We start from the raw sequence: 12,740 nt of genomic DNA, 5'->3' as shown, positions 1-12,740 counted from the left end.
GCCTCCCGGCGGCGCCCCCTCACCCCCCGACGTAGTGGAAGCCCGGCTTCGGATGCATCAGGAAGTCGTGGTGGGAGATGTTCCACGCGTACGCGCCGGCCATGGTGAACTCCACCACGTCGCCCCGCTCCAGGCGCATCGGCACGCGCCGGGCGAGCACGTCCTTGGGGGTGCAGAGCTGCCCCACGATCGTGACGGGCTCGCCCGGCTCGCCGACGACCACCGGCTGGCTGTGGCCCTTGGTCGCCGGCGTGCGGATGTGGTGGGTGCCGCCCGCCACGACGGCGAACAGCTCCCCGTGCACCCGCTTGACGTCGATCACCCGCGTCACGTACCGCCCGCAGTAGACGGTCAGCGACCGCCCCGGCTCGATCCGCAGCGTCTCGCCCGGCCGGCGCAGCGCCGCCAGGCCCCGTCCGTAGGCGTCCCAGTCGAAACGCCGGTCCGGCTCGGCGTAGGAGACCGCCATGCCGCCGCCGAGGTTGACCTCGGTGACCCCGAGCCCCCGCGCGTTGTCCAGGACGGCCGCGGCCAGCTCCAGCAGAGGCCGCGCCTCGAGCCCGCTGGCCAGGTGGGCGTGGATCCCGCGCAGCCGGACCGCGTTCTGCGCGCGGAGTAGCTCCAGGCATTCGTCGATCGCGGCCGGGTCCATGCCGAACGGCGTCGCCCCGCCTCCCATGGCCAGGGACGCGCCCTCGACGGGGACGTCCAGGTTGACCCGGAGCAGCACGTCGGCGGAGCGCCCGGACGCGAGCAGCCGCCGCAGCTCGCCGGGGCTCTCCACATGGAGCCGGGTGACCTCACCGCACAGCTCCGCGTCGGTCTTGCCCGGCCCGCCGAGGGCGACCGGCAGGCCGGGGTGCAGTTCCCGTACGTGCGCCAGCTCCCCGCCCGAGGCGACCTCGAACCCGTCGACGTGCCGGGCGAGGACCCGGAGGAGCTCCGGGTCGGGGTTCGCCTTGACCGCGTAGTAGAGCTCGATGTCTCCGAGCGCCGCGCGCACCGACCGCAGGTGCGTGTCCAGGTCGGCCAGGTCGTAGACGAACGCGGGCAGGCGCTCGGCGGCGAGCGCCGTCGCCGGGATGTTCGCGGGCAGTGCGGTCGTCACCGTGACCTCCGATTCCGCCCGGGGCGGGCGCGCTCCGAGTGATCCTCGCCTGCCGGGACCGGCCGTCCCGCCCGGCGGCGTCCGTACGGTGATCATAGGTTTACGCGCCGTCGCGCTCCCGCGGTTCCGCGTTTCCGTTCGGGGCGTCCGAGTGCCGTACGCCGTCGCATTCCTGTGTGGTGGCGCGGCGCTTTCCACCTCGGGTGGGGCGGTCCGCCGTTGTCTTCCCCTGGTTCCGCTGACGCGGTGGCCTCGGCCCGGGGAGGCGCCCAGCCCGATGGGACATATCCGATCTGACGGATATCTTTACGCGGCGGAAAATCGAAATTACTCTCGCTGGAGTCGTCGCGTCCCGCCGACCGCGCTGGAGTCCATCGCCCTCATGGCCCACCCCTTACCCCAGCCGTCGCCGAGCCCGCGGCCCTCGACCGACCCGTCCCCGCCGCCGTCCCAGCCGTCCCAGCCGCACGAGCAGCCGTCGCCGACGCCGCAGCCCACGCCGGAGCCGTCGGCGCCCCTCAAGGCGGGCGGCGCCACGGGAGCGTCCGGCGGCGGGCCGTCCCGCGTCCCCGCCCCGCCGGGCGGCACGAGCGCGACCGAGGGATATTCGGGCATCGACCCCGCGCGGATGGACGCCTTCGAGCGGGCGCTGGGGCGGGCGGAGGACGCGCTGGGCCGCAACGAGCAGGTGATCCGCGGCGTGCTGCAACGGCTCGACCTGGACACCTCGGGGTTGAGCGCGCTGCGCGAGGCGCGGAGCTGGATCGAATCGAGCCGCCCCGACCTGCGGCGGCGCGGCGACACCATCCGGTCCGAACGCTCCGAGTGGGGCGCGTCCGCCGGACCTGTCGCGCTCGCCGCCTTCAACGAGTCCCAGTACGGCAAGGCGGGCGGCGACCCGGACGTCTACGCGGCGCTCGGCGCGCTCGCCCGGGGCCGCGACACGGGCGAGGTGGACAAGGAGGCGCTGGCCGCGCTCGAGAAGCGCACCGGCGATCCGGCGTTCGCCACCGCGCTGATGAACGCCATGGGCGCGACGGCGTACCGGAAGCTGATCGCCGACACCGCGGAGCGGCGGGACGACAAGGAGGCCAAGCGGCTGCAGACCGCCCTCGCCACGATGCTGGGGACGGCGAGCTCGCGGCTGAGCGACACCTGGCGGGACGAGCTCACCACCGATCTCGCCATCGGATGGCGCGAGGGACACGCGGTCGCGCTGGCGCTCAAGCAGGGCACCTTCGCCACCGGTTTCCTCCTCGCCGCCGCCAGGAAGCTCGACGCGTGGGATCGGAACGTCTCCAAGGCGCCGACCGGACAGGATCCGGGCGCCATGACCGCGCTCATGGAGGCGCTCAGCCGTGATCCGGTGGCGGCCCAGGACTTCTTCGCCGGTGACCCGACCACGTTGAAGCGGCTGCTGACCGAGCGCGGCATGGCGGACAAGGGAGTGGCGCTGGGCAAGGCGCTGGAGGCCGCCACCCTCACCTTCCGCGACCACGACGGCTCGCCGCAGAACCCCTCGCGCGGCTACCTGTCGGCCAAGCTGGCGTCGGAGCTCGTCCACATCGAGGCCGGCCGGATCGAGAAGGGCTATCCGCCCGCGTCGTTCGTCGCCCCACCCAGCACCGGCCGCATCCTCGCCGGCTACATCGCCGACATCGACTCTGCGGCCCAGAAACGCGACGATGCCGCCATCGCCGGGGTTCATGGCGCGGACAATCCCAGCGTGCCGGGACAGGACCCTTGGGGGGCGAAGTTCAACCGCCAAGAGTTACGGCAGGTGATGCGGGAGGCGTTCGCGGACTCGAAGGCGTTCACCCCCGTCCTGGCTGCCCAGACGGCATTCACCCAACGGTTGCTCGACCACGGCGCGGCGGAGATAGCCGCTGGACGGGGTGAGGACGCGCTGATGTCCAACGCGAAAAGTATTGGAGCCGGGTTCGGGGTGATCGCCGACGCGGCGGGGCTGGCGAAGATCGAGGAAGGCAAGAAGCTGGACGAGGCGCAGCAGCGGAATCTGAAATTGCTGGTAGCAGCGGTCAACATCGGGCTGGCCGTGGGTGCAGGGGATGGCACCGCCGCCGCTGTGGGGGAGGTAGCGGGGCTGATCGTGGACAACGCCAAGGGCAGCGCGGAGAGCAAGGCACGCAGCCAGGCCAACGCCGCCGTCGACCAGACCCGGACCCTCCTGCACGATCTCACCGCCCAGGCGATGCTCAAGCACGGTCTGTTCGGTCCCGTCGACCCCGCAGCCCCGACGCATCCGTGGGCTTCGCTGGAAGGCCTGCATGACGGTGACGATCCGCGCGACAATCCCAACAACTTCCTCAAAGACGATGGCCGGACGCTCATGAGCAGGGAGGACATGATCGACAAGACTGCACTCAACGACACCGACAAATACCGACGAGTAGAAGCCTACGAACGGTGGCTCTACGACGGGCCCTCCGGAAAGCCGTGGCGCGACGTGGTGGGCCAGTTGGACCAGGGCTTCAACAACGGCTTCACGCAGTACGGCTCATGAGAAGCTCCCGGCTTGCCATGACGGTAGCCCTGGCCTGCACTCTGGCCATCTCAACCGGCTGCCAGAGCGAGGAGCGCCCCGCTGACCGCACCCCGCTGCCGACGGTGGCGGCCCCGCCCTACATCTGCGACCACATCCCGTTGCACGCGGTTGAGCTGATGACCGGGGTGCGCAACCCCCTGGTGCGCGGCTACTTCGACCTTTCCATCGCCGAGGGACTCGGTGCCGGAAGCTGTGCGGTGTATCAGCGGGATGGCGAGCGGTTGAAAGTGCTGCTCATCGACCTGACGCCGGGAGGCTATGCGGAGGAAGTCGAGGAAACGCTCAACGACGGCGCCTCGCCGTTGCCGGAGATCGTGCCTGGGGGCATCGGCTACTACTTCACGCCCGTCAAAAGTAAGAACAACGACGCCTATGCCCTGCTCGTGCGGGGCAAGGCGGAGCTCAGCGTCCAACTGGAGTACGGCGTCAAGGGGCGGGACAACGCCGCGGACGTGCTGGCGTTGATGAAGCTGATCGCGCCCAAGCTCATCACCCCCGCCAGCGCACCATCTCCCAGCGCGTCAGCTACTCCCAAGGGGAAGTGACCGGACCCCGAGCTGGGCCGCTCGGCTCGGGGAAGGGCCGATGGGAGCTTGGCGACCGCGGCCCCCAGGTCGCCGTGAGTGGGCAGGGTGTATCGGCGCGCCTTGAAGCTCAATCGGGCAGAAGCGCGCCGTGCCGGGCCCGCCGCGTGGCGGCCAGTCCTCCGGCCAGGCCGCTCAGCGTGCAGATCAGCACCAGCCCGGCGTACTGCGGCAGTGAGTAGGCGAACCGCAGCTCGCCGGTTTCGGCCTTGCCGAGCATGGCGAGTGAGGAGGCGGCGATGCCCGTTCCGAGCAGGGTCCCGGCGCAGGTCACGATCAACGTCTCCCAGCACACCGCTCTTGCGAGCTGCCGTGGCTTGGTCCCCACCGTGCGCAGCAGGCGGATCTCCCCGGCCCGCTCGGCCATCGTCATGGCCGTCGAGTTCAGCACCGAGATCACGGTGTAAACCACCGCCGACCCCACCAACATCGGGGCTACCCACACCGACGGCCCGGTACGGGTGACACCCGCCGCCGCGTCGGTGGTCTCCACGGCGAACAAGAAGGTGCACGCCAGCGCCACGGTCAACATCACCGGAGACGCCGCCGACATCGCCCGGCGCGGCTGAGCGACCAGCGAGGACCTGGCCAGCATCCCGGCACCCGGATCGAGCCGGGCCGCCACGGCTCCGAGCAGCCATCCCATCCCACGCACCGCGACGGGGCCCAGCGCGGACGCGCCCACGCAGAGCACCATCGTCGCCCCCAGCGCAGTCGGCGCCGCGCTCTTCAGCTTGACCTGCGGCACCAGCCACAACAGCACGGCACCGCCGGCCAGCGCCGCCCCTCCGGCTACCGCCCTGGGCCAGGGCAGCAGCCGCCGCTGCACCGCGCTGTCCCGCAGCACCTCCAGCGGGCCCACGCCTACCGCCTTGCGCGCCGCGACCCGGGCCGCCAACAGCGTCACCGCCAGCCCGACCACCAGCGCCACGATGAACGGCCCCGTCGTGACCTCGACCGGGACGCCGCCTGGCGCCAGCCCGGTCATTTGCATGAACGCCGCCATCAGTGCGGCGTACGGCACGGCCAGCAAGCAGCCTGCCACGTTCGCCAGCACGGCCACCACCAGCGCCTCCGCCGTGATGAGCCGGCTCACCTGCCGCGGCGTCATGCCGACCGACCGTAGCAGCGCCCATGTCCTGCGCTGCCGCAGCACGTGCAGGCTCAGAATGCCCGCGACCACGAAGATCGACACGAACCCCGACACCACGGCCGACAGCACCAGCAACCCCATGATGCCGTTCAACTCGGCACGTGTGGCCGCGCCGACGACCACCAGACCGCTACCGCCGACCAGCATCACAGCCAAGACCACCGCCGCGAACGACGCGGCGAAGCCCATCCGATTGGTTCGTACGTTGTTCCAGGCCAGTACGAGTGTCACCGGCGGCCGCCCAGCCGCATGCCGATCTGGTCAGCCGAGGGCCGGTCCAAAACCTCGACGATCCGCCCGTCGGTCAGCAACAGCACTCTGTCCGCCTGGGCCGCCGCCTCCGGATCGTGCGTGACCATGACCACCGTCTGACCGAACGCATCGACCGCCTCCCGCAGCAGCGCCAGCACCTCGTGCCCGGTGCGGCGATCCAGCGCCCCCGTCGGCTCGTCGGCGAACAGCACCTCCGGCCTGCCCAGCAGGGCGCGGGCGATCGCCACCCGCTGCTGCTGGCCGCCGGACAGTTGCGCCGGTCGATGCCCTTCCCGACCGGCGAGACCGACCCGGTGCAGCAACTCGCGCACGCGTGAGGGATCGGGCCGCCGCCTGGCAAGGCTGCTGGGCAGGATCACGTTCTGCCAGGCGGTCAGCGACGGCACCAGGTTGAACGCCTGGAAGATGACGCCGACTTGGTCGCGGCGCAGTACCGCCAGTTCGTTCTCCCCGAACCGGGTGATGTCCTGCCCGGCGATGCGAACCGCCCCCGAGTCCGGACGGTCCAACCCCGACGCGCACTGCAGCAGCGTGCTCTTGCCTGACCCCGACGGGCCCATCACCGCCGTGAAACTGCCGCGCGGGAATCCGATACTGACCCGCCGGAGCGCGGCTACTTCGGTTGCGCCTTTTCCGTATGTCCTGGTCACTTCCTCAAGGAGGACCGCGTGATCAACCATGATCAGCAGCGTGCCGGAACGGGTGTGCCTCGCCCATCCGGTTTCTCTCTGAGCGGATCCCTGAGGCTCGCCGCACGCCCTGACATCTCACCTCGCGGCGGTTATCGGAGATCATGCGGGCTGCCCTAGCCGCATCCCCTGATCACCTGGGCGAACGGCCCCCGGCGGGGGAGGCGGCGCGCCCGGACAGCCCCAGCTCGGCGGCCTCGCGCACCGGGACGGACGTGCTGCACGAGCCGTAGGAGGCGAAGCCCGACCGGACCCGGCGCACCTCCTCCGGGGTGAGCGAACGGGCCAGGTCTGCGAGCCGTCCCGCGTCCGTGTCCAGCAGGACGGAGGCGACCTCGTCCGCGCTCCGGCCGCGTACGGCCTGCGCCGAGGCGAGCAGCACGTTGAGGTACCCGAAGTGGGTGAACCCCGTGGCCGGGTCCGTGTGGCGTACCGCGTGGTGCAGGCCGGCGGTGGCCTTCACCGGGATTCCGGCGCCCGCGGCGGCGACGAGCGCAGAGGCCAGGTCGGCGGCGGGCGGGAACAGCTCCGGCAGGACGCCGCCGCACCGCAGCTTCAACCCGAGCGGCCGCCCGGCCGACTCCCGGCGCGCGGCGAGCGCGGCCGTCAGGGCCGCCGCCCCGGTGACGTCCGCGGGCTCGGCGAACAGGATGACGTCCGGGCCCGCGCCTCCCTCGGCGAGCGCCCGCAGCGCGACGTCGAGAGCGGCGGCCATCGGCTCGGTGCCGGACGTGGCGGGGGCGAGCGGCGCGAGCGCCCACTCGATCCCGGCGAGGGTCAGCGCCGGGGCGTCGGTCACCGTGCGGATCGCCTCCCGCGTCTGCGCGGGGTCGGCGCCGCCGATGAGGATGATCCGTACCCGGTCCTCGGGGGCGAGCTCGGCGAGGAACTCGCCGATCCGCGCGGCGGGGCAGAGGAACCGGTGCGCCAGCATCGGCTCGGCGGCGGCGAGGTCCGCCCGGTGCCGCCGTACGGCCGAGGGCATGTCGAGGGACGTCGGGGGGAAGAGCCCGGCGTCGTCGACCAGGGCGTCCAGCAGTCCGGTCACGACGACCTCCGCACCGGTCGGCGACCGCCCCGGCCGAGATCTCTCCTGACCTGCCGCGAGGTCGGCATCTGGTACGGCATCGCACCTCCTGTTGCCGTGCCGTGTGCCGGGTCCGGCCCAGGGACTCGGGCCCGCACGCGATCTGACGCTTATGTCCGCTATCAGACCATGCCGACGGCGAGCGTCGCGAGCCGGAGCACCCCGGCCGCGCGACGACCGCTCGCCACCCGGACGCGCAGCGCGCGCACAAGGCCGAGTGCCGTCACCCGTGGGCGGAAGGTGTCCGGGAGCGGCTTCGCGTCCTCCGGTCGTACGCGATCAGCAGCACCGCGGCGGCGGTGAAGGCCGCGCTGAACAACAGCGGGACCGTATCCGGGAAATAGATGGAATCGGACGGAATGAGCCGCAGCGATCCCTCCACGGCGCCCATGTAGAAGTCCGGCTGGCTGCCCGCCGAAACCTCGGCGGGGGTGTAGCCGCCGAACGCGGTCTCCGGAGGAGCCGGGATCACCGCCGCGACGCCGGCCACTGCGAGGAGGAGCAGCGTCCCGGCCACGGTCAGGCGGACGGCGGCCGCTACGCCGATCGACAGCGCGGTCCAGACGATCAGCCTGACCGGACCGTAGGGGCGACTGGACCCGGTGTAATCACCCGCGCCGAACGTCCAATAGGAAAGGAGGTCGGCGACCAGGTCACCGATGCCGGATTTCCAGTCGTCCGGCTCCTTTCCGCGGTCACCACCGGCGTCGACGTGCATTCGCTCCCTCACCATGGTCGCGAGACGGATCTGGACGCCACCATACTCGGCCGACGGCGTCGCGGATCGGCGATGAAATATCGATTCCTGTTCCGTCGATTCCCGAGGTGAGATATCAATTCGTCGAAAGCAATGTGCCGTCGAATCGGGGCGGGGTCGATGGAAATCGCGGAAACCGGGCGGGAAAGCCCGGCGTGACCGCCGGGCGGGCGGGCCCGAAGACACAGGTCGCGGCGGGGGCCGGAGGCGGGAGATCCGACAGGAGGCCGGGGACGTGAGACGTGACGGGGGCCAGACCGCGAGCGACCTCCTGCCGGCGGTGGTGGTCGCCGTCGTCACGATGGGCGCGACGGCCGTCATCGCCCGGACGTCCGAGCCCGGCCTGCTGCCCGAGTGGGCCGGATATCTGATCCTGGCCGGGACGGCGGCGCCGCTCGCCGCCCAGCGGACGGCTCCCGCGCGCACGCTGGTCGCGGTGATGGCCGGCGCGCTGTGCTACCAGGCTTTCGACCTCCCGGGCGGGGCCTTCACCATCGCGCCCGCCGTCGCGATCTTCAACGCCGCCGGCGCCGGACGCCGGATCGTCGCCGTCGTCGCGACGCCGGTGTGGGCCCTCGCCACGTACCTGCTCGGCGCGAGGTGGGACCACGCCCCCGATACGCAGGGCGTGGTGTGGTTGGCGACCTGGCTCGCGGTCATCCTTGTAGCGGGCGAGGTCACGCGCGGCCGCCGCGAGCGCCTGCGCGCTGAGCGGGAGAAGGCGGCGCAGGCCGAACGGGCCCGCGAGGAGGAGGCCAGGCACCGGGTCACCGAGGAGCGGCTGCGCATCGCCAGGGAGCTGCACGATGTCCTCGCGCACAGCATCTCGGTGATCAACCTTCAGGCCGGTGTCTCGGAGCATCTGATCGACCGCGACCCGATGCAGGCCCGCGCCGCTCTCGGCGCCATCCGCCAGGCGAGCAAGGACGCGCTCGTCGAGCTGCGCAGTATGCTCGGCGTCCTGCGTGCCGTGGACGACGACGGGCGTCCCCTCGCCCCGGCCCCCGGGATGGACCGCCTGCGCGAACTGGTCGAACGCGCGCGAGAGGCGCGGTTGGAGGTGTCCGTCACGCTGCCCGAGGCGAGGTCCGAGCTGCCCGGCATGGTGGATTTGGCCGTCTACCGCATCGTTCAGGAGTCGCTCACGAACGTCATCCGTCACTCGGGGGCGGGCCACGCGGAGGTGACCGTCCGCCTCACCGGCCGGGACGTGTTCGTCGAGGTCGCGGACGACGGTGTAGGGGTGCCGGGCGGCGGGCCGCTCAACGAGGGCAACGGACTGGTGGGAATGCGGGAGCGGGTCATGGCCGTCGGCGGCGAGTTCACCGCCGGACCGGTGGAGGGGAAGGGGTTCCTGGTGCGGGCGAGGCTACCGGTGCGGAGCGCGGCGGCATGATCAGGGTGCTGCTGGCCGACGATCAGCCGCTGATCAGGATGGGGCTGCGTGCCCTGCTCGGCTCAGAACCGGACATCGAGGTCGTTGGCGAGGCGGCCGACGGCGGCGAGGCCGTCGAGATGGCCGCCGACCTCCTCCCCGACGTCGTGATGATGGACGTCAGGATGCCGGTCCTCGACGGCATCGAGGCCACCCGGCGGATCGTCGGCGACCCCCGCCTCGCCATGGTACGGGTCGTCATCCTCACCATGTTCGAGCTGGACGAGTACGTGTTCCAGGGGCTGCGGGCCGGGGCCAGCGGCTTCCTCGTCAAGGACAGCGACCCCGCCCAGCTCCTGCAGGCCGTCCGGGTGGTCGCGGCCGGGGACGCGCTGCTCAGCCCCGGCGTGACCCGGCGTCTGATCGCCGAGTACGCCGGCCGTGTCGTGGACGCGCCCGCGACGCCGGAGCTGGACGTGCTCACCGAGCGAGAGCGCGAGGTCGTGGCGCTCGTCGCCGCCGGGCTGTCCAACCAGGAGATCGCCGAGCGCATGGTCGTCAGCCCGGCGACGGCCAAGACGCACGTCAGCCGGGCCATGACGAAGCTGTCGGCGCGCGACCGCGCCCAGCTCGTGGTGTTCGCTTTCGACTCCGGCCTGGTGCACCCGCGCCCGCGTCCCTGACCGCGGGTTCCGTGACCCCTGAGCGTCCCGGCGCAACCGGCCGCGTCCGCGGACGCGGCCACCGGGATGCCGGCTTCGGTACTCCGCCGGGAGTAGCCGGCCTCGGGGACTGCTCCGCCGGGAGCAGCCGGGCAAGCCGCCCTCGGTCCGATGACCTCCTCCGCCACGCCGTGACAGGCTTGATCACCGTGATCAGGCCTGTCCGGTGACGGAAGCACTCGGAGCGATATGGACACCCTTCTCCTGGCACGGCTGCAGTTCGCGACCACGACCTCCTTCCACTTCCTCTTCGTGACCCTCTCGCTCGGGCTGGTCGTGTTCGTCGCCGGCATGCAGACCGCCTACGCGGTCTCCGGCAAGGCCGTCTACGCCCGCATGACGAAGTTCTGGGGCACGCTGTACGTCATCAACTACGCCCTGGGCATCGTCACGGGCCTGGTGATGGAGTTCCAGTTCGGGCTGAACTGGGGCGGGCTGTCGGAAGTCGCCGGCAACGTCTTCGGGGCGCCGCTGGCGCTGGAGACGCTGATCGCTTTCTTCGTCGAGGCGACGTTCCTCGGCATGTGGATCTTCGGCTGGAACCGGCTGCCCAAGTGGATCCACCTGGCGCTGATCTGGCTGGTCGCGGTCGCCGCGTACGCCTCGGCGCTGTGGATCCTGGCGGCCAACGCCTTCCTGCAGAACCCCGTCGGCCATGAGATGCGTGACGGCCGGGCGTACCTGACCGACTTCGGCGCGCTGCTGCGGAACGACAGCCTGACCGACTCGCTGCCGCACGTGGTGTCGGCGGCGCTGCTGGCCGGAGGGCTGTTCGTGGCCGGGATCAGCGCCTGGCACTTCATCCGGCGGACGGACGAGGTGGAGGTCTTCCGCCGCTCGCTGCGATGGGGCGTCGTCGCCGCCCCCGTCGGCGCGTTCTCGATCATCCACTTCGGCTTCCTGCAGGAGGTCGCGATCGAGAGGTACCAGCCGATGAAGCTCGCCGTCATATACCAGGAGTCGGCCCGGCTGGAGGCCGCGCGGCAGCTGATGCTGCAGCGGTTCGGCCCCGGCGACTTCGCGCCGCCCTCGTGGATCGCGATCCCCTACCAGATCATGATGAACGGCGCCTTCGTCCTCGCCCTCGCCACCCTGGCCTGCCTCGTGCTGCTGTTCCGGAACTGGCTGATACGGCTACGCGTGCCGCTCTACGCGCTGGTCGTGATGATGCCGGTGCCGTTCATATTGATGATCACGGGCTGGCTGGTGCGGGAGGTGGGCCGGCAGCCCTGGGCGGTGTACGGCCTGCTGACCACCGAGCAGGCGGTGTCGGATGTCCCTCCCGGACTCGTGCTCGCCTCCTACGTCGGCTTCACCCTGGTACTCGGGCTGCTCGTGGTCCTCGACTACTGGCTGATCGCCACCTACGCCCGCAGGGGACCCCGCCACACGCTGTTCGGGACGACGCTCGCCGAGCCCGCCAGGGACCGTCTGACGGCCTACTGAACACAGGAGGAAATGGTGGATCTCGTATGGGCGGTCCTGCTGGGGCTGCTGTTCTGCGGCTACTTCATGGTGGACGGCTTCGACATCGGCACCGGTCTGCTGCTGCGTCAGGTCGGCCGCACGGAGGGGGAGCGGCGGGCGCTCCTCACCGCGATCGGCCCGTTCTTCCTCGGCAACGAGGTGTGGCTGGTGGCCGTCGGCGGCGTGCTCGCCGGCGCGTTCCCACTGGTCGAGGACCGGGCGCTGGGCGGAATGTACCCGCTGGTCGTGGTGGGCCTGCTCGTCTGGGTGCTGCGCGACGTGTCCATCTGGTTCCGCAGCCGGCGCGCGTCGCTCGGCTGGCGGGCGGGCTGGGACCGGATGCTCGTCGTGACCAGCGCCGCGTTCGCCGCCTTCTGGGGCCTGTTCACCGGGGCCGCGTTCGCCGGCCTCCCCCCGGCGGGCATGACGGCCGGGGCGGCGCGGCTGGCCGGGCCGTACCCGCTGCTGTGGGCGGTGGCGCTGGTCGCGCTGTTCGCCGCGCACGGGGCCGTCTTCCTCGCGGCCCGGCTGTCGGGAGATCTGGTGAAGCGGGCCGAGGCGACGGCGGTGCGGCTGCTGCGCCCGGCCGCGGGCCTGCTCGCGCTCGCTGTGTCGGCCGGGGCCGTCCTCGTGCTGCCGAAGCGGTGGGAGGTCCTGCTCCCCGCCGTCCTGATCGGCGGCCTGGGCACGGCCGCCCTGTGGGCCGCGAGCGCGGCGGTGCGGCGAGGGAGGCACGGCCGGGCGCTCACGCTCACCTCACTCGCCGCCGCGTCCCCCGTCGCCGTGCTGCTCGTCCGGCTCGCCTGGGACCTGCCGGACGCGGCGGCGGACGCCGCCACTCTGAGCACGCTCGGCGGTTTCGCCCTCGTCGCGCTCCCGCTGCTCGCCGTGGCGCAGGCGTGGATGTGGTGGGCCTTCCGGCGGCGGGTGGACGCGGGGACCGTCGTCTTCTTCTAGCG

At 71.8% G+C, this 12,740-nt stretch carries 11 protein-coding genes; 6 read left to right on the top strand and 5 right to left on the bottom strand.

What is annotated here, in order from left to right; translation table 11 throughout:
- Positions 1-19: 19 nt before the first annotated feature.
- Positions 20-1,108 (bottom strand): alanine racemase, encoded by a 1,089-nt coding sequence (locus ACQP1V_RS33430; protein WP_433414211.1) that lies wholly within the window; start codon positions 1,106-1,108, stop codon positions 20-22.
- A gap of 382 nt (positions 1,109-1,490) precedes the next feature.
- Here ACQP1V_RS33430 and ACQP1V_RS33425 point away from each other — a divergent pair, with 382 nt between their 5' ends.
- Together ACQP1V_RS33425 and ACQP1V_RS33420 are read left to right on the top strand one after the other, a co-directional pair.
- On the top strand, positions 1,491-3,632 hold the full coding sequence (locus ACQP1V_RS33425) for a hypothetical protein (RefSeq protein WP_433414209.1): 2,142 nt from the start codon (positions 1,491-1,493) through the stop codon (positions 3,630-3,632).
- Between the two features lie 17 nt (positions 3,633-3,649).
- Positions 3,650-4,219, top strand: a complete 570-nt coding sequence (locus ACQP1V_RS33420) for a hypothetical protein (protein ID WP_433414207.1) — start codon at positions 3,650-3,652, stop codon at positions 4,217-4,219.
- A gap of 109 nt (positions 4,220-4,328) precedes the next feature.
- Here the strand turns inward: ACQP1V_RS33420 and ACQP1V_RS33415 are convergent, their stop codons facing one another.
- The 4 genes from ACQP1V_RS33415 to ACQP1V_RS33400 all read right to left on the bottom strand — a co-directional run bounded on the left by ACQP1V_RS33415 (position 4,329) and on the right by ACQP1V_RS33400 (position 8,178).
- Complete coding sequence (locus ACQP1V_RS33415) at positions 4,329-5,642, bottom strand: FtsX-like permease family protein (RefSeq protein ID WP_433414205.1); 1,314 nt, start codon at positions 5,640-5,642, stop codon at positions 4,329-4,331.
- Positions 5,639-6,364 (bottom strand): ABC transporter ATP-binding protein, encoded by a 726-nt coding sequence (locus ACQP1V_RS33410; RefSeq protein ID WP_067143376.1) that lies wholly within the window; start codon positions 6,362-6,364, stop codon positions 5,639-5,641. The genes ACQP1V_RS33415 and ACQP1V_RS33410 overlap by 4 nt, the downstream gene beginning before the upstream one ends.
- A gap of 142 nt (positions 6,365-6,506) precedes the next feature.
- Positions 6,507-7,421 (bottom strand): hypothetical protein, encoded by a 915-nt coding sequence (locus tag ACQP1V_RS33405; RefSeq protein WP_433414203.1) that lies wholly within the window; start codon positions 7,419-7,421, stop codon positions 6,507-6,509.
- A gap of 262 nt (positions 7,422-7,683) precedes the next feature.
- Entirely contained in the window at positions 7,684-8,178 is a 495-nt protein-coding gene (locus ACQP1V_RS33400) for a hypothetical protein (protein ID WP_433414201.1), read from the bottom strand.
- Positions 8,179-8,452: 274 nt separating this feature from the next.
- On the opposite strand from ACQP1V_RS33400, the gene ACQP1V_RS33395 reads away from it, so the two are divergent.
- The 4 genes from ACQP1V_RS33395 (at position 8,453) to ACQP1V_RS33380 (ending at position 12,738) form a co-directional block, all read left to right on the top strand.
- Positions 8,453-9,613, top strand: a complete 1,161-nt coding sequence (locus tag ACQP1V_RS33395) for a sensor histidine kinase (RefSeq protein ID WP_433414199.1) — start codon at positions 8,453-8,455, stop codon at positions 9,611-9,613.
- Positions 9,610-10,275 carry a response regulator gene (locus ACQP1V_RS33390; protein WP_433414197.1) on the top strand — a complete coding sequence of 222 codons (666 nt, stop codon included), beginning with the start codon at positions 9,610-9,612 and terminating at the stop codon, positions 10,273-10,275. Before ACQP1V_RS33395 ends, ACQP1V_RS33390 begins: the two co-directional genes overlap by 4 nt.
- Positions 10,276-10,503: 228 nt before the next feature.
- The gene (locus tag ACQP1V_RS33385) at positions 10,504-11,760 is read left to right on the top strand and encodes a cytochrome ubiquinol oxidase subunit I (RefSeq protein ID WP_433414195.1); all 1,257 of its coding nucleotides are present in this window, start codon (positions 10,504-10,506) and stop codon (positions 11,758-11,760) included.
- Between the two features lie 12 nt (positions 11,761-11,772).
- Complete coding sequence (locus tag ACQP1V_RS33380; RefSeq protein ID WP_433414193.1) at positions 11,773-12,738, top strand: cytochrome d ubiquinol oxidase subunit II; 966 nt, start codon at positions 11,773-11,775, stop codon at positions 12,736-12,738.
- Positions 12,739-12,740: the final 2 nt, after the last annotated feature.

It is taken from the genome of Microtetraspora malaysiensis, from assembly GCF_050947145.1.
In the GTDB taxonomy this organism is placed as follows: Bacteria; Actinomycetota; Actinomycetes; order Streptosporangiales; family Streptosporangiaceae; genus Microtetraspora_A; species Microtetraspora_A malaysiensis.
The sequence above is the reverse complement of the archived record's forward strand: the minus strand, read 5'-3'. Positions and strand labels throughout refer to the sequence as shown.